This is a genomic window from Streptomyces sp. WZ-12 (assembly GCF_028898845.1).
Taxonomy (GTDB): Bacteria; Actinomycetota; Actinomycetes; order Streptomycetales; family Streptomycetaceae; genus Streptomyces.
On sequence record NZ_CP118574.1, the window covers coordinates 1806169 to 1831434 of the forward strand.

The 25266-nt window shown below is 73.6% G+C and carries 20 protein-coding genes; 3 read left to right on the forward strand and 17 right to left on the reverse strand.

Features of this window, described 5'->3' with window-relative positions:
* Positions 1 to 69 precede the first annotated feature (69 nt).
* Positions 70 to 3381, forward strand: coding sequence for a bifunctional lysylphosphatidylglycerol synthetase/lysine--tRNA ligase LysX (lysX, locus tag PV796_RS07770; RefSeq protein WP_274912183.1), 3312 nt, complete (start codon positions 70 to 72; stop codon positions 3379 to 3381).
* Positions 3382 to 3508: 127 nt separating this feature from the next.
* Here lysX and PV796_RS07775 read toward each other — a convergent pair whose 3' ends face one another.
* Genes PV796_RS07775 through PV796_RS07795 form a run of 5 tightly spaced genes read right to left on the reverse strand, consistent with a single transcriptional unit; the run spans position 3509 to position 9604 of the window.
* Entirely contained in the window at positions 3509 to 4534 is a 1026-nt protein-coding gene (locus PV796_RS07775) for a 2-hydroxyacid dehydrogenase (RefSeq protein WP_274912184.1), read from the reverse strand.
* A 59-nt stretch (positions 4535 to 4593) separates the two neighbouring features.
* On the reverse strand, positions 4594 to 5220 hold the full coding sequence (locus PV796_RS07780; RefSeq protein WP_274912185.1) for a histidine phosphatase family protein: 627 nt from the start codon (positions 5218 to 5220) through the stop codon (positions 4594 to 4596).
* Positions 5217 to 6734 (reverse strand): FGGY-family carbohydrate kinase, encoded by a 1518-nt coding sequence (locus PV796_RS07785; RefSeq protein ID WP_274912186.1) that lies wholly within the window; start codon positions 6732 to 6734, stop codon positions 5217 to 5219. The genes PV796_RS07780 and PV796_RS07785 overlap by 4 nt, the downstream gene beginning before the upstream one ends.
* A complete protein-coding gene (locus tag PV796_RS07790) occupies positions 6727 to 8286 on the reverse strand; it encodes an FGGY-family carbohydrate kinase (RefSeq protein WP_274912187.1) in 1560 nt (519 codons plus the stop codon). Before PV796_RS07790 ends, PV796_RS07785 begins: the two co-directional genes overlap by 8 nt.
* 13 nt (positions 8287 to 8299) lie before the next feature.
* Positions 8300 to 9604 carry an MFS transporter gene (locus PV796_RS07795; protein WP_274912188.1) on the reverse strand — a complete coding sequence of 435 codons (1305 nt, stop codon included), beginning with the start codon at positions 9602 to 9604 and terminating at the stop codon, positions 8300 to 8302.
* Positions 9605 to 9891: 287 nt separating this feature from the next.
* Here PV796_RS07795 and PV796_RS07800 point away from each other — a divergent pair, with 287 nt between their 5' ends.
* On the forward strand, positions 9892 to 10674 hold the full coding sequence (locus tag PV796_RS07800; RefSeq protein WP_274912189.1) for a DeoR/GlpR family DNA-binding transcription regulator: 783 nt from the start codon (positions 9892 to 9894) through the stop codon (positions 10672 to 10674).
* A 148-nt stretch (positions 10675 to 10822) separates the two neighbouring features.
* On the opposite strand, the gene PV796_RS07805 is transcribed toward PV796_RS07800, so the two are convergent.
* The 8 genes from PV796_RS07805 to PV796_RS07840 all read right to left on the reverse strand — a co-directional run bounded on the left by PV796_RS07805 (position 10823) and on the right by PV796_RS07840 (position 19666).
* Positions 10823 to 11302 carry an acyl-CoA thioesterase gene (locus PV796_RS07805; protein ID WP_274912190.1) on the reverse strand — a complete coding sequence of 160 codons (480 nt, stop codon included), beginning with the start codon at positions 11300 to 11302 and terminating at the stop codon, positions 10823 to 10825.
* Positions 11303 to 11356: 54 nt separating this feature from the next.
* Positions 11357 to 12037: an ABC transporter ATP-binding protein gene (locus PV796_RS07810; protein WP_274912191.1), complete on the reverse strand. Its 681-nt coding sequence runs from the start codon at positions 12035 to 12037 to the stop codon at positions 11357 to 11359.
* A 2-nt stretch (positions 12038 to 12039) separates the two neighbouring features.
* The gene (locus PV796_RS07815; protein ID WP_274918902.1) at positions 12040 to 13011 is read right to left on the reverse strand and encodes an ABC transporter ATP-binding protein; all 972 of its coding nucleotides are present in this window, start codon (positions 13009 to 13011) and stop codon (positions 12040 to 12042) included.
* 80 nt (positions 13012 to 13091) lie between these two features.
* Complete coding sequence (locus tag PV796_RS07820) at positions 13092 to 13985, reverse strand: ABC transporter permease (RefSeq protein ID WP_274912192.1); 894 nt, start codon at positions 13983 to 13985, stop codon at positions 13092 to 13094.
* Positions 13978 to 14934 (reverse strand): ABC transporter permease, encoded by a 957-nt coding sequence (locus tag PV796_RS07825; RefSeq protein WP_274912193.1) that lies wholly within the window; start codon positions 14932 to 14934, stop codon positions 13978 to 13980. The genes PV796_RS07820 and PV796_RS07825 overlap by 8 nt, the downstream gene beginning before the upstream one ends.
* Positions 14935 to 14975: 41 nt before the next feature.
* Positions 14976 to 16571, reverse strand: a complete 1596-nt coding sequence (locus tag PV796_RS07830; RefSeq protein ID WP_274912194.1) for an ABC transporter substrate-binding protein — start codon at positions 16569 to 16571, stop codon at positions 14976 to 14978.
* A 148-nt stretch (positions 16572 to 16719) separates the two neighbouring features.
* Positions 16720 to 17949 carry a S1 family peptidase gene (locus PV796_RS07835; protein ID WP_274912195.1) on the reverse strand — a complete coding sequence of 410 codons (1230 nt, stop codon included), beginning with the start codon at positions 17947 to 17949 and terminating at the stop codon, positions 16720 to 16722.
* A gap of 373 nt (positions 17950 to 18322) precedes the next feature.
* Positions 18323 to 19666: a hypothetical protein gene (locus tag PV796_RS07840; protein ID WP_274912196.1), complete on the reverse strand. Its 1344-nt coding sequence runs from the start codon at positions 19664 to 19666 to the stop codon at positions 18323 to 18325.
* A 213-nt stretch (positions 19667 to 19879) separates the two neighbouring features.
* Between PV796_RS07840 and PV796_RS07845 the strand changes: the two genes are divergently transcribed.
* Positions 19880 to 20440: a hypothetical protein gene (locus PV796_RS07845; protein WP_274912197.1), complete on the forward strand. Its 561-nt coding sequence runs from the start codon at positions 19880 to 19882 to the stop codon at positions 20438 to 20440.
* Between the two features lie 211 nt (positions 20441 to 20651).
* Here the strand turns inward: PV796_RS07845 and PV796_RS07850 are convergent, their stop codons facing one another.
* The 4 genes from PV796_RS07850 to PV796_RS07865 form a co-directional block, all read right to left on the reverse strand.
* Entirely contained in the window at positions 20652 to 21797 is a 1146-nt protein-coding gene (locus tag PV796_RS07850) for an acyl-CoA dehydrogenase family protein (RefSeq protein ID WP_274912198.1), read from the reverse strand.
* The gene (locus tag PV796_RS07855; RefSeq protein ID WP_274912199.1) at positions 21794 to 23014 is read right to left on the reverse strand and encodes an acyl-CoA dehydrogenase family protein; all 1221 of its coding nucleotides are present in this window, start codon (positions 23012 to 23014) and stop codon (positions 21794 to 21796) included. Before PV796_RS07855 ends, PV796_RS07850 begins: the two co-directional genes overlap by 4 nt.
* Positions 23011 to 24009, reverse strand: a complete 999-nt coding sequence (locus tag PV796_RS07860) for an NADPH:quinone oxidoreductase family protein (protein WP_274912200.1) — start codon at positions 24007 to 24009, stop codon at positions 23011 to 23013. Before PV796_RS07860 ends, PV796_RS07855 begins: the two co-directional genes overlap by 4 nt.
* Before the next feature lie 192 nt (positions 24010 to 24201).
* On the reverse strand, positions 24202 to 25263 hold the full coding sequence (locus PV796_RS07865; protein ID WP_274912201.1) for a glycosyl hydrolase family 18 protein: 1062 nt from the start codon (positions 25261 to 25263) through the stop codon (positions 24202 to 24204).
* Between the last annotated feature and the right edge of the window lie 3 nt (positions 25264 to 25266).

Consider the following 25266-nt stretch of genomic DNA (forward strand, 5'->3'; position numbering starts at 1 on the left):
TGGAACGGAGGCGGGGAGCTCGCGCCTCGTGTTGGACTGCCGACCCCTTTCAGAGCCTAATGTGACGGAATGAGCACCGTGCAGGACCAGGATCAACTCACGGGGTGGCGACGCTTCCGGCGCCGCGTCCCCAATGGCTTTGCCATCATCTTCAGCTTGCTGGGGCTCTTCTGTGCCCTGACAGCGCTGATCGGGCCCCTTCGGCGCGCTCTCCACTCAGTGATCTACTGGCTGGACACGCTCACCATCCCGGTGGCGCCGAACTTCGCCTACGCCGCGTTCCTCTTCCTCCTGGCCGCGGCGATGACCGCCCGGAAACGGGTGGCCCTGTGGTTCGTGGCCGCGTACATGGTGTTGAACGTCCTCGCTGACGCGCTGTTCCTGGCCGCCGGGTACTGGGAGTTCGGCTTCTCCCTGGTGCTGTGCGCCGGGGCGCTGGTGCTGTTGGTGGTGTCGCACCGGGAGTTCTACGCGATCACCCGGCGCGGGGCGTTCCTGCGGGCCGCGTTGGTGCTCGTCGGCGGTCTGGTGACCGCGGTGCTGATCGGCTGGGGCCTGGTGTCGCTGGTGCCCGGTTCGCTGGAGCACGGCGGCGGCAACCGGCTGCTGTGGGCGGCCAATCGCGTCTGCGGTGGGCTGGTCGGCGGCCGGATCGTCGAGGGGCACCCGCCGCACTGGATCGGCACCCTGCTCGGTCTGCTGGGCGCGCTGGCGCTGCTCAACGCCGCCGCCGCACTGTTCCGTTCGCAGCGGATGGAAGCCGCGCTGCACGGTGACGAGGAGGCCCGGATCCGGGCGCTGCTGTCGAAGTACGGCAGTCAGGACTCGCTCGGCTACTTCGCCACGCGTCGCGACAAGGCCGTGGTCTTCTCCCCCAGCGGCAAGGCCGCGGTCACGTATCGGGTCGAGGCCGGTGTCTGTCTGGCCAGTGGTGACCCGGTCGGTGACCGGGAGGCGTGGGGTCCGGCCATTGATGCGTGGCTGGAAGTCGCCGGTCGGTACGGCTGGCAGCCGGCGGTCATGGGGGCGAGCGAGGACGGCGCGAAGGCGTTCGCGCGCGCCGGGCTGGGTGCGTTGCAGCTCGGTGACGAGGCGATCCTGCAGGTGACGAACTTCGATCTGGACGGCCGGGACATGCGGGTCACCCGCCAGGCCGTCAACCGCGTCCAGCGGACCGGTGCGACGTTCCGGGTGCGGCGTCACGCGGAGCTGACCGACGCGGAGATGCAGGAGGTCATCCACCGGGCGGACGCGTGGCGGGACACCGAGACCGAGCGTGGCTTCTCGATGGCGCTGGACCGGCTCGGGGACGGGCAGGACGGTGACTGTCTGCTGGCGGAGGCGTTCGACAGCGACGGCAGGATGATCGCGCTGCTGTCGTTCGTGCCGTGGGGCAAGGACGGCATCTCGCTGGATCTGATGCGGCGCGACCGCAGTGCGCCGAACGGCGTGATGGAGTACATGGTCGCGCAGGTGTGTGCGCAGGCCGGGGCGCTGGGAGTGCGCCGGATCTCGCTGAACTTCGCGGTGTTCCGGTCCGCCTTCGAGGAGGGTTCCCGGATCGGTGCCGGGCCGGTGTTGAAGGTCTGGCGGCGGCTGCTGCTGTTCTTCTCCCGTTGGTGGCAGTTGGAGGCGCTGTACCGCTCGAACTCGAAGTACCACCCGGAGTGGTACCCGCGGTTCCTGTGCTACGCGGATGCCGGTGCGCTGGCGCGGATCGGTATGGCCTCGGGTATCGCCGAGGGCTTCGTGGCGGTGCCGAGCCTGGGCAAGCTGTGGGGCAAGGGGCACAAGAAGCGGGTGTTGGCCCCGGCGAGCACGGCGGGTCTGCCGTCGCTCGACGAGTTGGGTCTGGTGGCGTCCGAGCCGGCCACCGAAGAGGAGCGGCGCGCGCAGGAGTTGGCGGCGCTGCCGGAGCAGGTGCGGGTGCGGCACCAGAAGTTGGAGCGGCTGCGGGAGACGGGCGTCGACCCGTATCCGGTGGGCGTGCAGCGGACGCACACGCTGGGTCAGGTGCGCGAGGAGCACCGGGGGCTGGCGGCCGGGGAGCGCACCGGCAAGACCGTGACGGTGGCCGGGCGGGTGTTGCTGGTCCGGGATCACGGCGGGGTGCTGTTCGCGGAGTTGCGGGACTGGTCGGGCGATCTGCAGATCGCGCTGACGCGGGACGCCGGTGAGTTGCTGGACCGTTTCGGTACGGATGTGGATCTCGGTGACCATGTGGAGGCCGAGGGCGAGGTCGGGGCCAGTGACCGCGGCGAGTTGACGGTGTTCGTCACCGGGTGGCGGCTGACGGCGAAGTGTCTGCGTCCGCTGCCGGACAAGCGGCGGGGGCTGTCCGACCCGGAGGCGCGGGTCCGTCAGCGGTATGTGGACCTGGTGGTCTCGTCGGAGGCGCGGGAGACCGTGCGGGCGCGCAGCACGGCGGTGCAGGCGCTGCGGCAGGGGCTGATCGACCGGGGTTACCTGGAGGTCGAGACGCCGATGCTCCAGCAGATCCACGGTGGTGCCAACGCCCGGCCGTTCCACACCCACATCAACGCCTACGACCTGGACCTGTATCTGCGGATCGCGCCGGAGCTGTATCTGAAGCGGCTCTGTGTGGGCGGTATGGAGAAGGTCTTCGAGATGGGGCGGACGTTCCGGAACGAGGGCATCTCGTACAAGCACAACCCCGAGTTCACGATGTTGGAGGCGTACCAGGCGTTCGCCGACTATGACGTGATGCTCAATCTGACCCGGGAGTTGATCCAGGGTGCGGCGGTCGCCGCGTTCGGGAGCGCCACCGCTCGTAAGGCGGACAAGAACGGGCGGTTGGTCGAGCACGACATCTCGGGCGTCTGGCCGGTGAAGACGGTGTACGGCGCGATCTCCGAGGCGCTCGGGGAAGAGGTGACGGCCGATACCGAGCCGGATGTGCTGCGGAGGCTGTGTCTGGGCGCTTCGGTGCCGGTGACCCCGGAGATGGGTCGGGGCGACGTGGTGTTGGAGATGTACGAGCGGCTGGTGGAGGAGAAGACCACGCTGCCGACGTTCTACAAGGACTTCCCCACGGACGTCTCGCCGTTGACGCGTCAGCACCGGGTGGATCCGCGGTTGGCGGAGCGTTGGGACCTGGTGGCGTTCGGCACCGAGTTGGGCACCGCGTACTCGGAGTTGACCGATCCGGTCGAGCAGCGGCGGCGGTTGACCGCGCAGTCGCTGTTGGCGGCCGGCGGGGACCCGGAGGCGATGGAGTTGGACGAGGACTTCCTCCAGGCGCTGGAGTACGCGATGCCGCCGACCGGTGGTCTGGGCATCGGCGTGGACCGGCTGGTGATGTTCCTGACGGGTCTGTCGATCCGGGAGACGCTGCCGTTCCCGTTGGTGCGTAAGCGCTGATCGCGCGGGGCGCCGGCGTCCGGGCGGTTCGGTCCGGACGCACGGGGCTCCGCCCGGAGTTGGTCCTCAAGCGCCGGACGGGCTGGATTTTCCTCCAGCCCGTCCGGCGCTTTCGTTCGCGTGGGTGTTAGGCGTTGGCCTGGTGGCGGAGGGGTTCGCCGCGGAGGTAGCGGCCGACCTCGGCGGCGGCGATGTCGGCGGCCTTGTGGGCGACTTGTTGGCTGCCGCCGGCGATGTGCGGGGTGAGGACGACGCCGGGGGCGGTGAGGAGGCGGGAGTCGGCGGGGACGGGCTCTTCGGGGAAGACGTCGAAGCCGGCGCCGGCGAGTTGGCCGGAGGCGAGGGCGTCGCAGACCGCGTCGTAGTCGAGGAGGGCGCCGCGGGCGCAGTTGACGAGGATCGAGCCGCGGGGCATCGCGGCGATCTGGGCGCGGCCGATCATGCCGGTGGTCTCGGGGGTGACCCGGGCGTGCAGGGAGACGATGCGGGAGCGGGTGAGGAGTTCGTCGAGGGGGACCTGTTCGGCGAGGCTGGCGAGGGCCTCGGGGCGGATATAGGGGTCATGGACGAGGACGTGGGCGCCCATGGCGCGCAGGACCTTGGCGACGCGGCTGCCGATGGCGCCGAAGCCGATCAGGCCGATGGTGGTGCCGTCGATCTCGATGCCGCAGTTGTCGTAGTCGTAGTAGTCGCCGCGCCAGACGCCGCGGCGGAGGTCGGTGTGGGTGTCGCCGACGCCGCGGGCGGCGGCCAGCAGCAGGGTGAGGGTGTGTTCGGCGGTGGCGGTGGCGTTGCGGCCGGGGGCGTTGCAGACGGCGACGCCGTGGCGGGTGGCGGCTTCGAGGTTGGCGTTGACGGGGCCGCCTCGGCTGGTGCAGAAGAGCTTGAGGTCGGGGCAGTTGGCGAGGATGCGGGCGGTGAGGGGGCCGTGTTCGGTGACGCAGATCTCGACGCCCTGGAGGGCCTCGATCATGTCGTCCTCGGTGCCGGATGCCTCGATGACCTCGGCGACGGGTCCGAACGGGGTGTGTGGCCAGCCGAATTGGAGCTCGCGTATCGCGAGGGGGGTGTCCCCGGCCGCCTTGCGGACGGCGGCGCTGAAGAGGCCGGGGCGGATGAAGTGGTTGCCGGCGGCGAGGACGGTGGTGGTCATGCGGGGTTCTTCTCCTGCGATCGGTGGGGTTGTTGGGGTGGTGAGGGGTGTGGTGGTCGTCAGGGCAGGGCGGGGGCCGCGGTGAGGGCGGGGGCGTTGAGGCGGAGCAGGGCGGTGTGTTCGTCCTCGATGCGGATCTCGGTGAGGGCGCCGTTGTGGAGTTGGGGGAAGGTGCGGCGGTAGGCGGCGAGCGGGATGCCCAGCAGGTGGCAGAGGAGGAGCCGGAGGAGGGTGGAGTGGGCGACGATCAGGATGCGGCCGTGGGGGTGGTCGCGGGCGAGGTCGGCGAGGCAGGCGGCGGCGCGTTCGGCGGCGTGGCGGGGGTGTTCGCCGCCGGGGAGGTGGTGGTCGGCGGGGTCGGTGAGGAAGGCGGCCAGGTGGTGGGGGAAGCGCCCGCGCATCTCGTCGCGGGTGAGGCCCTCGCCCTGGCCGAAGTCGAGTTCGTAGAGCCGTTCGTCGATGTGGAGGGGGAGGTCGCAGGCGTCGGCGGCGGGGGCGGCGGTGAGGCGGGCGCGGGAGAGGGGGGAGCTCCAGATGGCGGTGAGGTGGGCGGTGGTGGCCCAGTGGGCGAGGGTGCGGGCCTGTTCGCGGCCGCGGTCGGTGAGCGGGACGTCGGTGCGGCCGGCGTAGCGGTTCTCGGCGTGCCAGATGGTTTCGCCGTGGCGGACGAGGAGGAAGTCGGTCACAAGGTGGCCTTCCTGAGGGCGTGGTCGGCGACGGCGGGGTCGAGCCAGCCGCGGTGGGTGAGCTCGTCGACGAAGCGGCGGTAGGTGGGCAGGTGGCGGGTGGTGCGGTCGGGGGCGGGGCGGATCTCGGTGCCGGGGCGGACCATGGCGGCGGCGGCCTCGGCGAGGGTGGCGCCGGAGGAGGTGGCGGCGAGGACGGCCATGCCGAGGGCGCCTTCGGCGTGTTCGGGGACGTGGACGGTGCGGCCGAGGACTTCGGCGCGCAGGCGGCACCAGTAGGCGTTACGGGCGCCGCCGCCGGTGAAGGTGAGGGGGCCGTCGGTGGGGGCGCCGAGGTGGTCGAGGTAGTCGAAGCAGAGGCGTTCGAGGCAGGCGACGCCGAGGAGGTAGGCGTGGAACTCGGTGGCGCGGTTGGGGATGTCGCCGAGGAGGAAGGGTTCGGCTTCGGGGGCGTGGAAGGGGAAGCGTTCGCCGCCGGTGGAGACCAGGGGGTAGGCGACGGCGTCGGGGTCGAGGGCGGCGGCCTGGTCGGTGAGGACGTCGAGGTTCTCGCCGTGGAAGTACTGGGAGATGACGCCGGCGCCGCTGCCGGAGGCGCCGCCGGGGAGCCAGGTGGCGTCGGGGCCGCGGTGGCAGTAGACGACGCCGGCGGGGTCGCGGACGAGGTGGTCGCTGCTGCCTTTGAGGACGAGGGTGGTGCCGAGGACGGAGTTCCAGGCGCCGGGGGTGAGGGCGCCGGCGCCGATCTGGGCGGCGCAGCCGTCGGTCATGCCGGCGACGATGGTGGTGCCGGTGGGGATGCCGGTGGCGTGGGCGGCGTCGGCGTGCACGGTGCCGAGGGCGGTGCCGGGGCGGACGACGTCGGGCAGCAGGTCGGCGGGGATGCCGAGGGGGTCGGTGACGTCGTGGGGCCAGCGTTCGGCGATGAGGTGGTAGCCGGTCTTGAGGGCGTGGCTGGCGTCGCTGGGGAGTTGACGGCCGGCCAGTTTCCAGGTGATGAGGTCGACTTGGTGCAGGAGGCGGGTGCCGGTGCGCAGGGTGGGGTCGTGCTCCAGGAGCCAGCGGAGTTTGGGCAGGGCCCAGGAGGGCGGCATGGTGCGGTAGCCGAGTTCCTGCCAGACGGCGGCGCCGGCGGCGTTGATGGCGTCGGTCTGGTCGGTGGCGCGGCCGTCGTCGTACATCAGGCCGGGGGTGAGGGGGGTGCCGTGGGGGTCGGTGAGGAGGAGGGTGCCGGAGGTGCCGTCGATCGCCAGGGCCCGGATCCGGCTGGTGTCGAGGCCGGTGAGGGCCTCGCGGCAGGCGTCGGCGAGGGCGGTCCACCACTCGGTGGGGTCCTGTTCGTGGCGGTTGCCGGTGCGTTTGCTGGTGAGCGGGCGGGTGGCGGTGGCCAGGAGGGTGCCGGTGCCGTCGACGGCGAGGCAACGGGCGCTCTGGGTGCCGAGGTCGAGGCCGAGCCAGATGTCGTCGGGGGCGGGTCCTGGGCCGGTGGGACCGGGGGCGTGCGGGTCAGACACGGATGCCTCCTGGGGCGGGGGTCTCGGCGGGGTGGTGGGTGCGGTCGGTGCGGTGGGCGGTGGGGCGCGGGCGGCGGGTGGCGGCGCCCTGCCAGCCGGCGGTGCGGGCCAGGTCGCGCCAGGCGAGGAAGTCGTCGTGCAGGGCGGCGTAGAAGGCGGCGCGTTCGGGGTCGGGTTGCCAGGTGCGCTGCATGCGGACGTAGGTGTCGGCGGCGCGGTGCATGCTGCTGGCGGCGCCGGTGCGGACCAGGCCGGTGAGGAACGCTCCCTTGGCGCCGATCTCGGTGTCGCCGGAGCGGGCGGTGGGCACGCCGGTGGCGTCGGCGATGAGGGCGCACCAGGCGTCGCTGTTGGCGCCGCCACCGCACAGCCGTAGTTCGGTTGTGTCGGTGCGGGCGGCGGTCAGGCAGTCGCGCAGCACGAGGGAGAGTCCGTCGAAGACGGCGCGGGCGAGGTCGGCGGGGGTGTGTTCGAGGGTCAGGCCCCAGAAGGAGCCGCGGGCGCCGGGGTCGAGGAAGGGGGCGCGTTCGCCGGCGGGTGAGAGGTAGGGCAGGAACATCAGGCCGTGGGCGCCGGGTTCGGATTCGAAGGCGAGCCGGGCGAGTTCGGGCGGGCCGGGGAGGTGGAGGAGGCGGGCGGCCCAGCCGAGGACCTCGGCGCCGTTGAGGGTGGGGAAGGCGCGCAGGACGCGTTCGCGGCCACGGTAGGCGATGTGGACGCCGGAGGGTTCGCCGCTGGTGTCGATGCCGGTGCGGACGATCTCGGTGCACAGGGTGGTGCCGAGGATGCTGCATGCCTGGCCGGGGTTGACGACGCCGACGCCGCGGGCGGTGGCGGCGATGTCGTAGGGGGCCATGACGACGGGGAGGCCGGCGGGCAGGCCGAGTTGGGCGGCGGCGTCGGTGGTGAGCTCGGCGATGCGCTGGTCCTCGGCGAGGACGGTGGGGAGCAGCCGGGCGTGTGCGGTGAGGCCGAAGAGTTCCAGGATGGCGGGGTCGTACTGGCCGGTGGTGTGGTCGAGGAAGGGGGCGGAGGCGTCGGATTCGTCGGTGGCGCGGACGCCGGTGAGGCGGAGGAAGAGCCAGCCGGCGGCGGTGAGGGAGGTGGTGGAGCGGGCGAGCCGGTCGGGGTCGTGGGCGGCGAGCCAGGCGAAGAGGGCGTTGGGCATGCCGGCGCAGGTCAGTGAGCCGTTGCGGCGGAAGGCGGCTTCGAGGAGGCCGTCGCGCTGCCAGGTGGTGAGCAGGTCGCCGGCGCGGCCGTCGGACCAGAGGATGGCGGGGCCGGTGGGGCGGCCGTGGTCGTCGACCAGCCAGGCGCCGTCGCCCTGGGCGGTGAACGAGACCAGCCAGACGGGGTCGTTGAGGTCGGTGAGGACCTCGCGGACGGTGCGGACGACGGCCTGCCAGACGGCGTCCATGTCCTGTTCGGCCCAGCCGGGGTGGGGGCGGGTGACGTGGGTGGCGACGCGGGAGACGGCGATCTCGTTGCCCTGGTCGTCGAAGACGACGGACTTGATGACGGTGGTGCCGGCGTCGATGGTGAGTACGGACATCAGCGGGGTCCTTTCACGCCGAGGCCGGGTGGGTGTGCGGTGCGGCGGCGTGGTCGGCCGCCGCCGGTTCCGGCCCGTCCGGCAGTTTCAGGAAGAGGGTGAGGACGCAACTCACCGCGTACATCCCCGCGAAGATCCAGACCACCCCTTCGACGCCGAGTGGCCCGACGAAGGCGGCGACGACGGCGGGTCCGACGAAGGTGCTGGCGCCGGCGCCGAGGTTGAGGGCCGCCAGTGCCTGTCCCTTGTGCCGCGGCTCCAGGGAGGGCATCAACGCTGATATCGGTACGTATCCCGCCAGAGTAGCGCCGTAGCACGCGGCGACCAGGAGGGCGAGCGGGAAGTTCGGGCCAGCCGTAGTGGGGACGTAGAACAGCAGGAGGGTGCTCAGGGTGCAGCCGGCGCCGCCGCACCAGGCGATGGTGGCGCGCCAGCCGATGCGGTCACCGAGCGCGCCGAACGCGAGGTTGGCGACGATGTTGGTGGCGAACATCGCGCTGAGCAGGTGCAGCCACTGGGTGAGGGAGAACCCCACGGTCTTGGTGAAGTACACCGGCAGGATGACGAAGAAGCCGAACTGGGAGGCGGTGTTGACGACCCGGACCAGTGCGCCGGCGCCGACCCGGGGGTTGCGCCACAGGACGGTGACGCTGCCGACGAGGGTGGCCAGCGGGCCCTCGCCCGCGCCGCGCGGCCGCGGGGCGCCCTGTTCGTCGCGGACCAGCAGGAGGGCGAGCAGTCCGCCGGCGGCCACCAGCACCAGGGCGGACCAGAGGGTGGCGTAGGCGCCGATGTGCGGGATCAGGGCGCTGGCGACGAGGGAGCCGAGGGTGGGCAGGCCGCCGGTGAAGGCGAACCAGAACCAGCCCATGGCGGTGCCGAGGCGGGCGCGGGGTGCGACGCCGGCGATCCAGACGAGGAAGCCGTAGGCGAAGAGCGGGTAGCCCAGGCCGCGCAGGCCGTAGCCGAGGAGCATCAGCGGGTAGCTGCTGAGCGGCAGGGCGGCGGTGAGGAAGAGGAGTTGGAAGGCGGCCCAGAGGGCGAGGCCGGTCCACATCACGCGGCGCGGTCCCCACAGGTCGGCGAGGACGCCGGAGAGCCAGGCGGCGAGGGCGGCGGCGATGCCGTAGACGGTGAAGAGGAGCGCGACGCGGGGTTCGGGGACGCCGCGGTCGATGAGGTACGGGGAGAGGTATCCGGACTCGACGCCGTCGCCGATCATGAAGAGGAGCAGGCCGAGGTAGCCCCAGGCGAGCGTCGGGGGGATGCCCAGGCGGGTCAGGAGCGCGCGGGGCGCGGGCAGCGGAGGGTTCGTCATCGAAGCTCCCCTTCTTCTGCGGCGGGACGGGTGCGGGTGGGTCCGGGCCGGCGGGGGGTGCGGTGGGGCGCGCGGCCGGTGGACGACGCGGTGATGCAACCGCCCGCGTAAAAGGGGCGTCAAGGGTGACCGGAATCTTCCCATTGCCGGGGCGACCTGCCGTGATGCGTCGGTGCGGAACCGCCCTCGGCGGGCACGCGGGCCCGTGGCGCCGCGTTACATTCGTGCGAACATCACGCGGCGCCTTCACTCGGGTGACCGCGGTGCGAACCGGAGGGAACGGGGCGATGGACCGGATAGAGGCCCAGGAGGAACGGCGGCGCCACATCCGGGAGTCGGTGATCTCGCGGGGGTTCGTGCGGACCTCGGAGCTGGCCGCCGAGTTCGGGGTCAGTCTGATGACCGCCCATCGGGATCTGGACGCGCTCCAGGCGCAGGGGTGGTTGCGGAAGGTGCGGGGCGGGGCGACGGGACTGCCGTCGGCACAGTTCCACGGGACGGTCGCGGAGCGCATGGCGACCATGGCGGCGACCAAGCAGCAGTTGGCGCGGTCCGCCGCCGAGCTGCTGGTGCCGGGGCAGACGGTGATGCTGGACGACAGCACGACGTGTCTGATGCTGGCGCACCAGATGCCCGAGCACGCGCCGTTGACCGTGCTGACCAATTCGCTGCCGGCGATCACCACGCTGGCCAAGGAGCCGGGGATCTCGCTGATCACGCTGGGCGGGGCGTACTTCCCGGCGTATGACGCGTTCATGGGGCTGCACACCGCGGACGCGGTCCGGGCGTACCGGGCCGATGTGCTGTTCCTGTCGACGACGGCCGTCGCCAAGGGCCGTTGCTATCACACCTCGCCGGAGACGGTGCTGGTCAAGCGGGCGATGATGGCGAGCGCGGCGCGCCGGGTGCTGGTCGCCGACCACACCAAGTTCCGCAAGGACGGCCTGTACGCGCTGGCGCCGCTGACCGACTTCGACCTGTTGATCACCGATGACGGCCTGCCGGCGGACCAGATCCGGGCGGTCCGGGCGGCGGGTACGGAGGTGCGGGTGGTGGAGCAGCGGGGGTGAGGGACGGGCTCGGCCCCTGCCGCGCTCCTGTGTGGTGTCGCGACGGGAATACCCCGCCCCCGCCCGGCCGTTGATGGCCCCGAGGGGGCCCGCGCACCCCCTACGGGATCCGTTCGCCGCTCCCCCAGGGGCCTTCCCGGAGCCGCCCCTACTCCTCCGCCAGCCCCAACACCCCGGGGTGCGTGGCCAGTTCGCGCAGGGTCGCCCGCGGGTCGGTGACGAGGTGGCGCTCGGTGAGGTCCAGGAGTCCGCAGACGGCGCTGATCTCGGCGGAGAGGGTGCCGTCGGCCTTGCGCACGCTCTGCTCGATCACGAAGGTCTTGCCTCGGGCCTTGCCGCCGCGCCAGATGAACGCGCAGGAGACGTCGACCTCGTCGCCGGCGCGCAGTTCCCTGCGGTAGCGGATGGTGGTCTCCAGGGTCACCGGGCCGATGCCGCGGGCGACCAGCGTGCTCTGCGGGACGCCGGCGGCCTGGAGGGCGGACCAGCGGGCGTGCTCGGCGTACTGGAGGTAGACGCTCTGGTTGAGGTGCCCCTGGGTGTCGGTCTCGTAGCCGCGGACGGTGATCGGCACGGTGAAGGGCCCGTCCGCGCCCGCCGCCGTCGTCACAGGTGCCACTTCGGTCACGATCGCTCCTGTCTCCCCAGGGACCACATGCCGGCCCATCGTAGGGGGGAACGCTCAGCCGGTGCCCGGCATTCCGCCCTCCGTGCCGAGTTCCGCCCAGCTCACGACGCGGTCGCACCAGCGCCGGAGCAGCATCCGGTCGTGGCCGACGGCGAGCAGTCCGGCGCCGCTGCGCGCACGGTAGGACTCGACGACGGCGACGAGCGCGGCGGTGGTGGAGGCGTCCAGCATCGCGGTCATCTCGTCGCAGATCAGCCAGCGGGGGCGGAGGACCAGGGCGCGGGCCAGGCAGGCGCGTTGCAACTGCCCGTCGCTGACCTCGTGCGGGCGGCGGGCGAGCAGGTCGTCGGTGAGGCCGACGTCGGGCGCCAACTCCCGCAGGCGGTCTTGGACTTCGGCCTTGCGGCCGGTGGCGCGGAGCGGTTCGGCGATGAGGTCGGCGAGGCGCAGGCGGGGGTCGGCGGAGAGCCGGGGCTGTTGGAAGACGACGCCGAAGGCGGTGCGTTGGGCGCGGGGGGCGCGGTGCCGCCAGCCGGCGGCGGGGGTGCCGTCCAGAAGGACGGTGCCGGCGTCGGGGCGGTGCAGCAGGGCGGCGACCCGGGCGAGGGTGGACTTGCCGCAGCCGCTGGGGCCGAGCAGGCCGACCGCCTCGCCCGGGGCGAGGGTCAGGGACGCGCCGCGGACGACGGGGGCGCCGCGGTCGTATCCCGCGGTGATGTCGCGCAGTTCGAGCACGGTCAGCTCTCTCTCCCGGGCGGCACCGGGGCCGCCGGCGGCAGCGGGTGGTGGCAGGCGACGCCGTCGCGCGGCGCGGGGAGCGTCGCGCAGGTGTCGGTGGCGCGGTCGCAGCGGGCGGCGAACGCGCAGCCGGCCGGCAGGTCGCCGAGTGCGGGCGGCATCCCGGGGATGGGGGTGAAGGCGCGGTCGGGCAGCGCGTCCAGCAGGCCGCGGGCGTAGGGGTGGCGGGGGCCGGGGGCGCCGAAGAACCGTCGGGCGTCGGCGAGTTCGACGATCCGGCCGGCGTACATCACGGCGACCCGGTCGGCGATCCGCTCGGCCGCCCGGAGGTCGTGGGTGATCATCAGCAGCGCGCGGCCGGCGCCGGTGGGGGCGGACGGGGCGGGTCGTGACGGTGCGGCGAGGTGGCGGCGGAGTTCGTCGACGGTGCGGTCGACCAGGTCGCGGTCGAGGCCGGTGGTCGGTTCGTCGGCGAGCAGGAGCGGGGCGTCGCCGGACAGCGCGAGCGCGGTGGCGGCGCGCTGGGCGAGGCCGCCGGAGAGCTGGTGCGGATGGCGGTCGAGGTGGTCGGCGGGGAAGGCGGCGCGTTCCGCGGCCCGTTCGGCGGCCGCGCGCAGCTCGGGGCCGCGCGGGGCTCCGGTCAACTCCCGTACGGTCTCCTCCAGTTGGGAACGGACGGTGCGGACGGGGGTGAGGTGGGCGGCCGGGCTCTGCGGGATCAGGCCGATCCGGCGGCCGCGGACGGACCGGGCGAGCTCGGCCTCGGAGGCGGCGAGCAGGTCGGTCGGGCCGTGGGCGTCGGCGAGGTGCGCGGTCCCGGTTGCCTCGGCGTTGCCGGGCAGCAGTCCGAGGAGCGCGGAGGCCAGGACGGACTTGCCGCAGCCGCTCTCGCCGACGAGGACCAGGCATTCGCCCGGCGCCAGGTCGAAGGCGGCGTCGGTGACCGCGGCGACGGAGCGGCCGCCGGACATCCGGAAGCGCACGGTCAGCCCGCGCACCGAGAGGAGCGGCGCCTCGGTGACGTCGGTCTCCGGCGGAATCCCGTTGGCGTTCACAGCATCAACTCCGATCGGCGGCGCGGGTTGAGCCGTTCCCGCCAGGCGCCGGCCAGGCCCGCGACGGCGAGGGTGGGGACGATGATGAACAGGCCGGGGAAGAGGGTGGGCCACCAGTCGCCGGCCAGCAGGGAGCTGCGGGCGGCGTTGGCCATGATGCCCAGGCTCGCCTCGTGGGCGGGCAGCCCGAGGCCGAGGAACGACAGGGCGGACTCGTGCCAGATGGCGTGCGGCACCATCAGGACGGCGGCCAGGCCGGCCTGTGGCAGTACGCCGGGTAGGAGGTGACGGGTCGTCACCCGCCAGCGGGAGGCGCCGCCGGACAGGGCGGCGTCGAGGTAGGGCCGGGAGCGCAGCGAGAGCACCTCGGCGCGGACGATCCGGGCGGTGGAGAGCCAGTGGGTGAGCGCCACCGAGATGATCACCGGCCAGACGCCGGGCCGGAACATGGCGACGATGAAGATGCCGAGCAGCAGGTGCGGCACCGAGGAGAAGAGGTCGACCAGGCGCATCACGGTGCGGTCGACCCACCCGCCGAGTGCGCCGGCCAGTGCGCCGACGGCGGTGCCGATGACGGTGGCGACCAGCGCGGCCACCACGCCGACGAGCAGCGAGACCCGCAGTCCGTAGACGCAGCGGAGCAGCAGGTCGCGGCCGACCTCGTCGGTGCCGAACGGGTGGGCGGCGGACGGCGGTTGGAGCTTGGCGGCCAGGTCCACGGCCTGCCGGTCCAGGGGGAACAGCAGCGGCACGAGGACGACGACGAGGACGATCACGGCGAGCAGCGCGAGGCAGGCGCGGAGCCGGCGGGCGTGCCGCGGCGCGGTGTCGCGGCGGCGCGCCGCCTTGGTCGACGTGGCGGACGTGCTGGACGTGGTGGTGCTAGCCATCGAATCCCACCCTCGGGTCGGCCAGTCCGTAGAGCAGGTCGGAGAGCAGGTTGCCGGCGAGGACGGCGGCGGTGGCGAGCACCGTGAGCGCGGCCAGCAGGGGGAAGTCGACGCTGGTGGCGGCCTGGACGGTGGCGGCGGCGATGCCGGGCCAGCTGAAGACGGTCTCCACCAGGAGCGCGCCGGTGATGAGTTCGGGCACCCGGGAGCCGATGAGGGTGAGGACGGGGAGCAGGCCGGAGCGCAGGGCGTGGTGGAGCAGGACGGTGCGCTCGCGCAGCCCGCGGGCGCGGGCGCCGCGCACCGGGTCCTCGTCGAGCGCGTCGCCGACGCCCTGGCGGACGTAGAGCACGAACCACGGGAGTTGGGAGACGGCCAGCACCACGGTCGGCAGCGCGAGGTGGCGGGCTATCTGGTCGGCGGTGACGAGTTGGCTGCCGGTGTCGGTGAGGCCGCCGGCCGGGAGGACGCCCAGCTTGAGCGCGCAGAGCCAGACCACGAGCAGGCCGAGCCAGTACGGCGGGGCGGCCTCCAGGACGTAGGCGACGGAGGTGACGGCGCGGTCGAAGGCGCCGCCGCGGCGCCGGGCGGCCAGTACGCCGAGGACGGTGCCGGCGAGCACCGCGAGGGCGAAGGCCAGCGCGCACAACAGCAGGGACCAGCCCAGGCGTTCGCCGATGACCTGGGAGACGGGGGCGCGCAGGCTGGTGGAGTCGCCGAGGTCGCCGGTGAGGGCGTGGGTGAGCCAGTGCCACCAACGGGTCAGCAGGGGTTGGTCGACGCCCAGGTTGTGGCGGAGTTGGTCGAGGTTCTCCTGGGAGGCGGTGAGCCCGGCGCCGCCGGCGTAGGCGCGCACCGGGTCGAAGGGTGAGGCCGCGGCGATCGCGAACACCCCGAGGGTGACGGCGAGGAGGACGGGCACGGCGGTCAGCGCCCGCCGTGCCGTCATCCGCGCCATCGGCCCCCAGGGCAAGGGGCGGTGGCGCGTGGTCACTTGGTGGGCTGCCAGTCCTCGACGTTCCACCAGGGGCCGGAGGCCAGGCCGTGGTCGTGCGGTTCGACCTGGGTGGTGAGGTCCTTCCAGCGCTTGTCGGTCACGTAGACGTGGTCGACGTGGGTGAGGAAGACGTAGGCCGGGTCCTTGGCGAGTTCGCGCTGGACGGCGTCGTAGGCGGCCTTGCGGGCCTGGCGGTCGTCGGTGCGGCGGGCCGCGACGAGTTGGTCGTCGACGGTCTTGTTGGCGTACCGGGACATGTTGTTGAAGCCGTCGCCGGCGAGCGAGGAGTGCAGCAGCAGGTACTGGTCGAAGTCGGGGTCGGCGGGGCTGCCGCCGCCGGCGAGGACGGCGTCCTGCTTCATGTTGGGCTCGATGGCCTCCCAGGTGCCGGACTCGACCTTGGCCTCGATGCCGGCCTTCTTGGCGTCGGAGGCGAAGGCGAGGGCGTGCTCCTGGCGGAGCTTGTCGCCGGAGAGGTACCAGAGGGTGAAGGAGGCGCGCTTCCCGTCCTTGGCACGGATGCCGTCGGGGCCCTTCTTCCAGCCGGCGTCGTCGAGGAGTTGCTGGGCCTTGGCGAGGTCGTGGGGGCGCTCGGTGCCCTTGGCGAACCAGGGGCTGTCGGTGGGGACCGGCCCGTAGGCGGGCTTGCCGGCGCCGCTGAGGATGCCCTTGACCATGGCCTGGCGGTCGACGGCGAGGTCCAGTGCGCGGCGCACGGCCAGGTCGCCGGTGACGGGGTTGGCGGTGGGGAGGGTGACGTTGCGGTAGTCGAAGGTCTTGGCGGCGAGGGTGGTGCGGTTCTTGTCGCCCTTGAAGGTGGCGGCGAGTTCGGGCGGCAGGATGGCGCCGTCGAGGTCGCCGGAGCGCAGCCTGGTGGCGCGGATGTCGTCGTCCTTGATGACCGCCATGGTGAGGTGCTTCACCTTGGGCGCGCCGCCCCAGTAGTGGGGGTTGGCGGTGAAGGTGAGCTTCTCGCCCTTGGACCACTTGGTGAGGACGTAGGGGCCGGTGCCGACGGGGTGGGTGGTGAAGTCGCCGGTGTTGACGTCCTGTTGGCCGGCGATGTGCTGCGGCGCGATGGGCAGGACGGTGCGCTCGGCGAACGGTGCGTAGGGGTACTTCAGGTGGAAGACGACGGTCCGGTCGTCCTTCTTCTCGACCTTGTCCAGGGCGTCGAGTTCGGCCTTGGAGGCGTTGTTGGTCTTCTCGTCGAGGATGGTGGCGTAGGTGAAGACCACGTCGTCGGCGGTGAGGGGCTTGCCGTCGCTGAACTTCACGCCCTGGCGGAGGGCGTAGGTGTAGGTCTTCCCGCCGTCGGTGACCTTGGGCAGTTCGGCGGCGAGCGCGGGCGTCAGGCGCATGTCGGCGTCGTGGGTGAGCAGCCCGTCGAAGATCTTGGAGTTGCCGTCCTTGCCGTAGCCCAGCAGCGGGCTGAGCGTCTCCGGCTCGAAGGCGATGCCGACGACCGCGGTGTCGGTGGGCTTGCCGCTGCCCCGGCCCTCGTCCGGAGCGGCGCAGGCCGCCGCGGTGAGCGCCATCGTGGCCGCCAGCGCCGTGGCGGCCACTCGCCGTATGGACCGGGAGGTCATGCCCACACCCCTCTTGGAGATCGACTGTTGTTGCGAATGGCTCGCATTTGTGCGGTTGCCATTAAAGCAGTCGTAAAAGCGGGGTCATGAATCGGTCCCCGGTGGCTGGAAAATGACGGTGTTGGCCGGGGCGGGGCGGGGCGGGGCGTCAGGAGGTGCCGGTCACCAGTCTCAGGTTCCACTTCCGGAGCGGCTTGTCGATGGGTTGGAAGATGGTGACGGTGTCTCCGCCGGTGTCGCAGGTCGCCGCGCCGCCGCCGGAGTGCACCCCGACGGCCTTCGGGGCGCCGGGCTGGGTGACGTAGGAACCGCCCGAATCCCCGGCCGCGGAGCAGGCGTTGGTGAACGAGAGCCCGGGGATGACGGTGTTGCCGTAGTCGACGGTCTGGTCGGTGCGGGTGATCTCACCGCAGCGCCAGCCGCTGGTCTGGCCTGAGTGGCAGATCGACATCCCGACGATGCCCTGTTGGAAGCCGGTGATGGTGACCGGGCTGCCGCCCTCGCCGGCCACCGTGGGGCTCACCTTCCAGCCCGGCTGGTCGACCGCCACCAGGCCGAAGTCGCCCTCCTGCCCGTTGACGCTGTGGGTGCCCTGCGGGTTGGAGGTCCCCAGCCGGGTGCCGTCCTTGCCGAACGCGGGCTGGTTGGGCTTGAGGGTGCAGTGACCGGCCGTCACGAAGCCGCGGGCGCCGCGGGCGCCGGTCACCGAGAAGCCGATGGAGCAGATCCCGTCGGCGCCCGGCATCCAGCGCTCGCCGCCGACGACGGTGCCGTTCTGCTGGCGCGGCGCCTGGTCGTCGCGCTCGACGGTGACCGGGACCCGCGAGCGGGCGGCGAGTTGCCGCACCGCGCTCTCGAAGCCGGCGGTGCGCAGGGTGCGCGTCGAGCGGTCGACCCGCACCGCCACCGCGTTGGCGCGCTCGTCGATGCCCCAGCCGGTGACGCCCGGGACGCCCCGGCCGGCCCGGTCGGCGATCTGCCGGACCACACCGAGGAGCGTCGCCCGGCTGTGCCGGACGGTCCGCGGCAGCGCGCCGGCGGCTCGCACCCGGCGGGCGTCGGCGGGGTCGGTGACGGCGACCACGAGGCGGCCGGCCACCTTGTCGAACCACATCCCGGCGGGCGGCGCGGCCAGCGCCCGGCGCACCGCGAGGGCGGCCTGCTGCGCCCGGGCCTCCTGCGCGAGCCGGGTCCTGGTCTGGGCCGACGACAGGCCGAGGTCCCGGCGCATCGCGTCGAGCATGCCGGCGCGCGAGGTGGGCCCAGGGCCGGGGTCGGAGTGCGGCAGGGCCCGTGCCGGGCCGGTGGGGACGACGGCCGCCAACACGGCGGCGGCCGCCGCGCTGACGAGTGCGGCCTGGGAGGTGCGGCGTTCCATCGGGGTCTCCTCGCGGTGTCGAGTGCACGTCGGGCCCGGACTCGGACGTGCAACGAGACTCGTCGACACCGTGGCGGGCAGCACCAGGGAGCCGGTCGGCACCCATGCCCGCCGAGTTCCCCCGCGCGCCCTCAAGTCCCCGCCGTCCGCGGCCCGGTCTGGATCGACGCACCATCCGGGGCACCGCGGAACGTCCCCTGCTCGGCCGCCCGCCATCTGGGAGCCGGGGCACCTGAATGTCCGTCATGCCAGGTGGCGGGGGCGCGCTGCGGCTGTGCCGGAGGGGCGGGGCGCCCGGGAGCCGCGAGGGCGCTGCCGGGGTCTTACCCGGCAGCGCTGGCGGGACGGGTGGGAACGGGCCGGGGTGGGCCGCTCAGAAGTCCCCGCCGAAGCCCCCGTCTCCCCCGCCGCCGAAGTCGCCGCCGCCGAAACCGCCCCCGAAGTCACCGGGGTCGAAGTCGGCACCCGTGACGTCGCCGCCCTCGGCGCCGCCGTAGCCGCCGAAGTCGGCGCCGTAGGCGGGGGTGGTCATCATCATGTGGCCGAGCGCGGTGCCGACGAGGAGGCCGGGGAGCAGGCCGCCGCCGAAGTAGCCGCCGGCCCAGGGGGCGTAGGCGGGGCCCGCGTCCCAGTAGGGGCGGTCGCCCTGCGGGGTGCGGACCGTACGGGCCAGCGGTTCGAGGCCGTCCGCCAGGCGGCTCTGGTCGGCGGCGCATACCGGGACGGTGCGCGGGGCGCCGCCGGGCGGGGCCCAGGTGGCGTCGGCGATCGACGGGCCGTGCCGGGGGTCGAAGAAGCACGGCAGCCGGCGCTCGGGCAGTGGCCGGCCCTCGCGGCGGGCGGCGAGGGTGGCGAGGGCGAACCGGCCCTCGTCCAGTTCCTTGGTCACCGCCTGGACGTCGCCGGGGTGTTCGGCCGAGGCCATCGCCGACTTGGCGTCCTCGTAGGCGTCCAGGGCGTGGGCGTAGTCGGCGCGCATCGCGTCGTCGGCGCCGGGCTCGCCCGGGTCGAAGTCCAGCCGGTCCAGCTCCTCGCCGAAGGCGGTGATGTCCTCGTCGACCACGACCCGCAGGTCTTCGAGGGCGGCGCGCTCCTCCTCGGCCCGCTTGCGGCGGTTGCGGCGGGCGATGGCGTAGGCGCCACCGCCGCCGATGGCGATCAGCGCGCCGAGGCCGACGACGGTGCCGGTGTCGATGCCGCCGCCGGTGCCGCCCCAGGAGGCCGGGGCGCGACCGCGGGCCTCGGTGGTGGCGGTGTCGACGAAGCTGTTGAGGCGCTCGGAGACGGTGGGGTACTGGGAGCGCTTGACGGCGCCGACGAGGTTCTGGACGGCGGTGCGCGGCATCACGCGGGGGTCGGCGCCGGCGTTGAAGCCGTCGCCGAACTCCACGGCGTAGACGCCGCTGATGCCGACCTTGGTGCGCAGGTCCTGGAGCAGCGTGGACGGCTGGTAGTCGGAGGTGCGGGGCAGGACGGCGACGAAGACCGGTTTGCCGGAGTCCTTGATCTTCTTGGCCAGGGCGTCCGCCTGGCTGGCCGAAAACTGACCCGAGGCGCGGGGGTCGACGTAGACCGGGCCCTTCCGCAGGGCGGCGGCCGCCTCGTCCAGTCCACCTGCGGCGTGTGCACCGGGTGCGGCCGCGGTGACCATCGCGAGGAGGGCGGCCAGCAGCAGGAGCACCGGTCCGATCAGCACACGGCGGGAGGCGGTCTTCATGGCTCCGACGCTACCTGAACCGCACTTTCAAGACACCCTCGCCAATTTACGGATTCTTTACTGATCGTCGCGCTGCGGCGCTGAGTATCCCGCCCCGCGCGGACCCTGTCGCGCCGGAACTGCCCATGCAGGTGGTCGCCGGGCGCGGCTTTTTGATGATCAAGGTCGCCGGGGATGCTCCGGCTCGCCCCTCCCCGAGGAAAGGAGGACACCATGAGCAGGGTCGCCGAGGCGGCGAACTCCCTCGCCATCGCCGTCGCCGCCACCGCGGTCGGCTGCACGCTGGTCCTCGAACTGGCCCCCGCACACCACCCCGGCATCGGACAGCCCGCCGCCCCCGGCCGCGCCAACACCGCCGTCGCCCACGACGGGGCACAGCGCCCCGTCGGACCCGGCGGGGCGGCGGCGGCCCGGGCCGCGACCGCCGCGCTCGGGCGCCGCACCGGCCCCCGGCCCGGTGCGGCGCCCCCCGGCGCCGGCCGGATCCGGATCACCGCGCCGGCCGGCCCGATGAGCCTGCGGCCCAACGGCAGCTTCCCGGTGACCTGGACCAACACCACCGGCACCGAGGTGGACGTCTGGCTCAGCGCCGCCGCCGGCCACGGCCGCATACAGCGACTGGCCCTGGTCTCCCCCAAGGCCGGCGCCGCACCGGCGGGCGAGGCCCTGGTGACGCTCCCCGCGGTCCCGCCCGGATCGAAGTACGCCCTGGAGGTGGCCGCCGGGAACGACACCACGCGCGCCTTCAGCCGGCCGTTCGCCATCACCAAGTGAGGGAACGCGGAAGGGAGTTGGCGGGGAGATCCGCTCAGCCACGGCGTGGCCGGACCGGTCGGTCCGGCCACGCCGTGGCGTGTTGGTCTCGGCGCACCGGGGCCAACCGGCCGGGTGGGAGCGGAAGTCACCACCCCGCGGGCGCCCCGGTGGCGGGCGTCCGGTGCGCCCGGCGCCGGCCGGCCCCTTCCCTCTCCCCCTCTTACGGCTCTTACGGCGCCGCCAAGTCCACCAGTCCTGCCAGCGTCTCCCGGTGGCGTCCCGGTGTGCCGAGGGCGAGTTCGTCGGCCTTGGCGCGCTTGAGGTAGAGATGGGCCGGGTGTTCCCAGGTCATGCCGAGGCCGCCGTGGAGTTGGATGCACTCCTCGGCGGCGCGGACGGCCACCGGGGCACAGAAGGACTGGGCCACGGCGACCGCCAGTGGCGCCTCGGGGTCGTTGCCGGACAGGGCGTCGGCGGAGTTGCGGGCCGCGGCCCGGGCCGAGGCGACGTCGAGCCAGAGGGCGGCCATGCGGTGTTTGAGGGCCTGGAACGAGCCTACGGGGCGGCCGAATTGGGTGCGCTCGCCGGTGTACCGCACGGTTTCGGTCAGGCACCAGTCGGCGAGGCCGAGTTGTTCCGAGGCGAGGAGTCCGGCGCCGGTGAGCAGCGCGCGGTCGAGCGCGGCGCGGGCCCGGTCGCCGCGGGCCAGTGGGCGGCCGGCGGCGGCGTCGAGGGTGAGGTGCCCCAGGGGGCGGGTGAGGTCGAGCGGGGTGACCGGCTCGGTGCGCACCCCGTCCGCGGTGGCGTCGACCGCGTGCAGCTCCGGGCCGCCGGGGCCCTCGGCCGGGACGAGCAGCAGCCCGGCGCCGGCGACGTCCGCGACCGAGGTGACGCGCCCGGTGAGCCGGCCGGCGGCGTCCGCCCGTACGGGGGCCGGGCCGGTGTCGCCTGGCGCTGTGGTCAGCGGGACGGCGAGCGCCCCGAGCGTGCGGCCCTCGGCGAGCGCGGCCAGGGAGTCGGCGACCTCCGCACGGTCGGTTTCGCAGCCGAGGAGCGCGGTGACCGCGAGGATCGCGCTGGTGAGGTACGGCACGGGGGCCATGGCGCGGCCCAGTTCTTCGAGGACGACGGCGGCCTCGCGGGCGGTCGCGCCGGCGCCGCCGAGCCCTTCCGGGACCAGCAGGCCGGTGACGCCGATCTCGGTGGCCAACGCCCGCCACAGGCCCGGGTCGTGGGGCCGGCCGCTCTCCAGGCCGGCGAGCACGGTGGCCGGATCGCAGCGGTCGGCGAGCAGGGCCCGTACGGCGGCGCGCAGGGCGTCCTCCTCCGCGGAGTAGAGGAGGTCGGGCTCGGGCTCGGGGGTCGTGAGGGTCATCGGGGGAGGTCCTTCCACGCGATGTCCTTGTCGGTGCGCGGTTCGGGCGGGAGGCCGAGGACGCGCTCGGCGACGATGTTGAGCAGCACTTCGGAGGTGCCTCCCTCAATGGAGTTCCCCTTGGCGCGCAGGTAGCGGTAGCCGGCCTCGCGGCCGGTGAAGTCGACGCCCTCCGGGCGGCGCAGCGTCCAGTCGTCGTAGGTGAGGCCCGCCTCGCCGCGGAACTCCACCTCCCAGCCGCTGATCTGCTGGGCGAGGCGGGCGAAGGCCAGCTTCATGCCGCTGCCTTCGGGGCCGGGTTGGCCCAGGGGGGTACCTCCCGCTCGAACGGAGTTGAGAGTGGGGGACAGTTGCTGGCGCAGCCGTTCGCCGGTGAGGCGGGCGACCTCGGCGTCCACCCAGAGTTTCAGCAGGCGTTGGTGGAGGTCGTGGGTGCGCAGTTCGGGGTGGTCGCGCCAGGCGGTCGACGCCACCTGGATCATCCCGCCCTCGCGCGGGGTGCGGGCGCCGCCGATGGCGACCCGTTCGTTCATCAGCGTGGTCCGGGCGACCTGCCAGCCGTCGCCGACCGCGCCGAGGCGGTGGGCGTCGGGGATGCGGACGCCGGTGAGGAAGACCTCGTTGAACTCCGCCTCGCCGGTGATCTGGCGCAGCGGGCGCACCTCGACGCCGGGGTCGGTCATGTCGCAGACGAAGTACGTCAGTCCGCGGTGCTTGGGCACGGCCGGGTCGGTGCGGGCGACCAGGATCGCCCAACGCGCCAGGTGGGCACTGGAGGTCCAGACCTTCTGGCCGTCGACCAACCAGTTCCCGTCCGCGTCCCGGACGGCGCGGGTGGCGAGCGCGGCGAGGTCGGAGCCGGCGCCGGGCTCGCTGAACAGTTGGCACCACACCTCCTCGCCGGTCCACAGCGGCCGCAGGAAGCGCCGTTTCTGCTCCTCGGTGCCGTAGCGGAGGATCGTCGGCGCGGCCATGCCGAGGCCGATGCCGATCCGGCCGGGGTCGTTGTCCGGGGCGTCGACGGCCGCCAACTCGGCGTCCACGACGGCCTGGAGGGCGCGCGGGGCGTCCAGGCCGCCGAGCCCCTGGGGGAAGTGGACCCAGGCGAGGCCGGCGTCGAAGCGGGCGCGGAGGAAGTCCAACCGGTCGGTGGTGCCCGGAGTGTGGGCGGCGAGCAGGTCGGCGGTGCGGCGGCGCAGGTCGGCGGCGTCGGTCATCGGGGCTCCCCCGTTCCGGGGACCACCACGAGGCGGCCGACGGAGTCCCCGTCGGCGACCCGCTGGACGGCGTCGGCGGCCTCGGCCAGCGGCACCCGCCCGCCGATCAGCGGCTTGATCGCGCCCTGGGCCGCCAGCTTGGTCAGCTCCTCGTGGCAGGCGTCGACGGCGGCCGGGTCCTTGGTGTTGTAGAGCCCCCAATGCAGGCCCAGGATCGCGTAGTTCTTGACCAGGGCGTGGTTGAGGCCGGGGGTGGGGATGGCGCCGCCGGCGAAGCCGACGACGACGATCCGGCCCTCGAAGGCGATGCACTTGGTGGACTTGGCGTAGGCGTCGCCGCCCACCGGGTCGTAGACCACGTCGGCGCCGCGCCCGTCGGTGGCGTCCTTGACCGCGGCGACGAGGTCGTCGGTGCGCCGGTCGAGCACCAGGTCGCAGCCCAACGCGCGGGCGGCACGGGCCTTTTCGGGGCCGCCGACGACGCCGATGACCCGGGCGCCGGTGGCCTTGCCGAGTTGGACGGCGGCGCTGCCGACGCCCCCGGCGGCGGCGTGCACCAGCAGCGTCTCGCCCGCCTGGAGCCGGGCCCGGCGGTGCAGGCCGAACCAGCCCGTCTGGTAGCCGATGTGCAGCGCGGCGGCCTCGGCGTCGTCCAGCGCCTCGGGGGCCGGCCGGACGGTCACGGCGTCGACCACCGCCAGCTCCGCGAAACCGCCGCCGGGCAGCGCCGGTTGGGCCAGCACCCGCGCGCCGATCTCGCCGGCCGCGCCCTCGCCCGCGGCCAGCACCTCGCCGCAGATCTCCACGCCGGGGGTGAACGGGAGCGGCGGCCGGACCTGGTACTGGCCCCGGCACAGCAGCGCATCGGGGAAGTTGACGCCGGCGGCCCGTACCCGCAGCAGCAGTTGGCCCGGGCCCGGCTGCGGATCGGGCACCTCCTCCAGCCGCATCACCGCTCGCGGCTCCCCGTTCGCGTGCACGCGCCATGCCTTCACCTGATGCCTCCACAGATGGTGGGTCGACCGGGCCGGTGCGGGGTCGGATCCGACCCTCGCCACGGGGCATACTAAGCGGTCGGTATCGGTGAAGGAACAGTTCCGGCCGGACCCTTCGCGGGCGCACCTCCCCACCCCGGGGGCGGGTGGCTGCCCTTGGCGGGGACGGGCATCCCGGCCGCCGCGCCACGCCTACTCGCCGCGGAAGACCTCCCAGACGCCCGGGTCCTCGAACCCGAGCGCCCACAGCCCCCTCCCCCGCACCCCGTACGCCGCCAGCAGCGGCAGTTGGGCCCGTACGCCGCGGGCGTCCTGGTACCAGACCTCGTGGTGCGCGCCGCCTTGTTCGTAGGAGAAGTGCGGGGTGCCGGAGGCCGCGTCGAAGGTGTAGGGGGCGCCCACCCGCTTGCGCAGCGCCTCGGCCTCCCACCAGGTCCGGTGCGTGGCGCGCCGGCCGCTGCCGGGCACCCAGTCCCAGCCGTAGCCCGGGAAGGCCAACTCGATCCGGTCGCGGGGGATGTCGGCGGTGGCCTGTCGCAGGATCTGCGCGTACCAGTCCTTCGAGGACAACGGTCCCGGCTCGCCCATGGACCAGTGCAGGTCGTAGCCCATGTACCGCACGGTGTCGGCGAGCGCGCCCAACCGGCCGTAGTCGAAGGCCGGGTGCGAGGGCATCACCGTCACCACGCACGTCTTGCCGCGCCGGTGCAGCCGGGCGCAGAGCTCGCCGACGAGCGCGACGTAGCCGCTGCGCACCCGTTCCCGGGTCGCCGCGTCCCCGGTGACGGCCATGGTTTCGTAGTCCAGGTCGATGCCGTCGTAGTCCTGGCTGCGGACCACCGCCAGCAGCGCGTCGACGTGGGCCCGGCGGCGGGTCGGGTCGTGCAGCAGGGCCGCCATGGTCGGGGCGTCCGGCGTCTCGGTCACCGTCGGCACGACGGCGAGGCCGGCGCGGCGCAGCCCCGCCACGAAGTCCGGCCGGACGGCGCCGGGTCGGCCGGTGACCGCGCGCCCGGAGGTGGTCTCGTACCAGAAGGGGCTGACGGTGCGTAGCTGATCGGCGTGCGCCAGCGCGTCCCGGTAGGCACCGTCGACGTCGCCCCAGAACGGCAACCAGGCCGACATCCGCGGCCGCCGCTCGCCCGGCCGGGCCGCCCCGACCGCCGCGGACGACGGCACCGCGCCCGCCACCAACACCGCGGCCAACAGCCACGCCCCGCCGGACCGCCCCAGGAACCGCCATCCTCGTCTCATCTC

Coding starts and splice junctions, on each gene's coding strand:
- lysX (WP_274912183.1), top strand. CDS start 70: ATGAGCACCGTGCAGGACCAGGATCAACTCACGGGGTGGCGACGCTTC.
- PV796_RS07775 (WP_274912184.1), bottom strand. CDS start 4,534: ATGACCACCACCGTCCTCGCCGCCGGCAACCACTTCATCCGCCCCGGC.
- PV796_RS07790 (WP_274912187.1), bottom strand. CDS start 8,286: ATGTCCGTACTCACCATCGACGCCGGCACCACCGTCATCAAGTCCGTC.
- PV796_RS07795 (WP_274912188.1), bottom strand. CDS start 9,604: ATGACGAACCCTCCGCTGCCCGCGCCCCGCGCGCTCCTGACCCGCCTG.
- PV796_RS07800 (WP_274912189.1), top strand. CDS start 9,892: ATGGACCGGATAGAGGCCCAGGAGGAACGGCGGCGCCACATCCGGGAG.
- PV796_RS07815 (WP_274918902.1), bottom strand. CDS start 13,011: ATGTCCGGCGGCCGCTCCGTCGCCGCGGTCACCGACGCCGCCTTCGAC.
- PV796_RS07820 (WP_274912192.1), bottom strand. CDS start 13,985: ATGGCTAGCACCACCACGTCCAGCACGTCCGCCACGTCGACCAAGGCG.
- PV796_RS07825 (WP_274912193.1), bottom strand. CDS start 14,934: ATGACGGCACGGCGGGCGCTGACCGCCGTGCCCGTCCTCCTCGCCGTC.
- PV796_RS07830 (WP_274912194.1), bottom strand. CDS start 16,571: ATGACCTCCCGGTCCATACGGCGAGTGGCCGCCACGGCGCTGGCGGCC.
- PV796_RS07835 (WP_274912195.1), bottom strand. CDS start 17,949: ATGGAACGCCGCACCTCCCAGGCCGCACTCGTCAGCGCGGCGGCCGCC.
- PV796_RS07840 (WP_274912196.1), bottom strand. CDS start 19,666: ATGAAGACCGCCTCCCGCCGTGTGCTGATCGGACCGGTGCTCCTGCTG.
- PV796_RS07845 (WP_274912197.1), top strand. CDS start 19,880: ATGAGCAGGGTCGCCGAGGCGGCGAACTCCCTCGCCATCGCCGTCGCC.
- PV796_RS07850 (WP_274912198.1), bottom strand. CDS start 21,797: ATGACCCTCACGACCCCCGAGCCCGAGCCCGACCTCCTCTACTCCGCG.
- PV796_RS07855 (WP_274912199.1), bottom strand. CDS start 23,014: ATGACCGACGCCGCCGACCTGCGCCGCCGCACCGCCGACCTGCTCGCC.
- PV796_RS07865 (WP_274912201.1), bottom strand. CDS start 25,263: ATGAGACGAGGATGGCGGTTCCTGGGGCGGTCCGGCGGGGCGTGGCTG.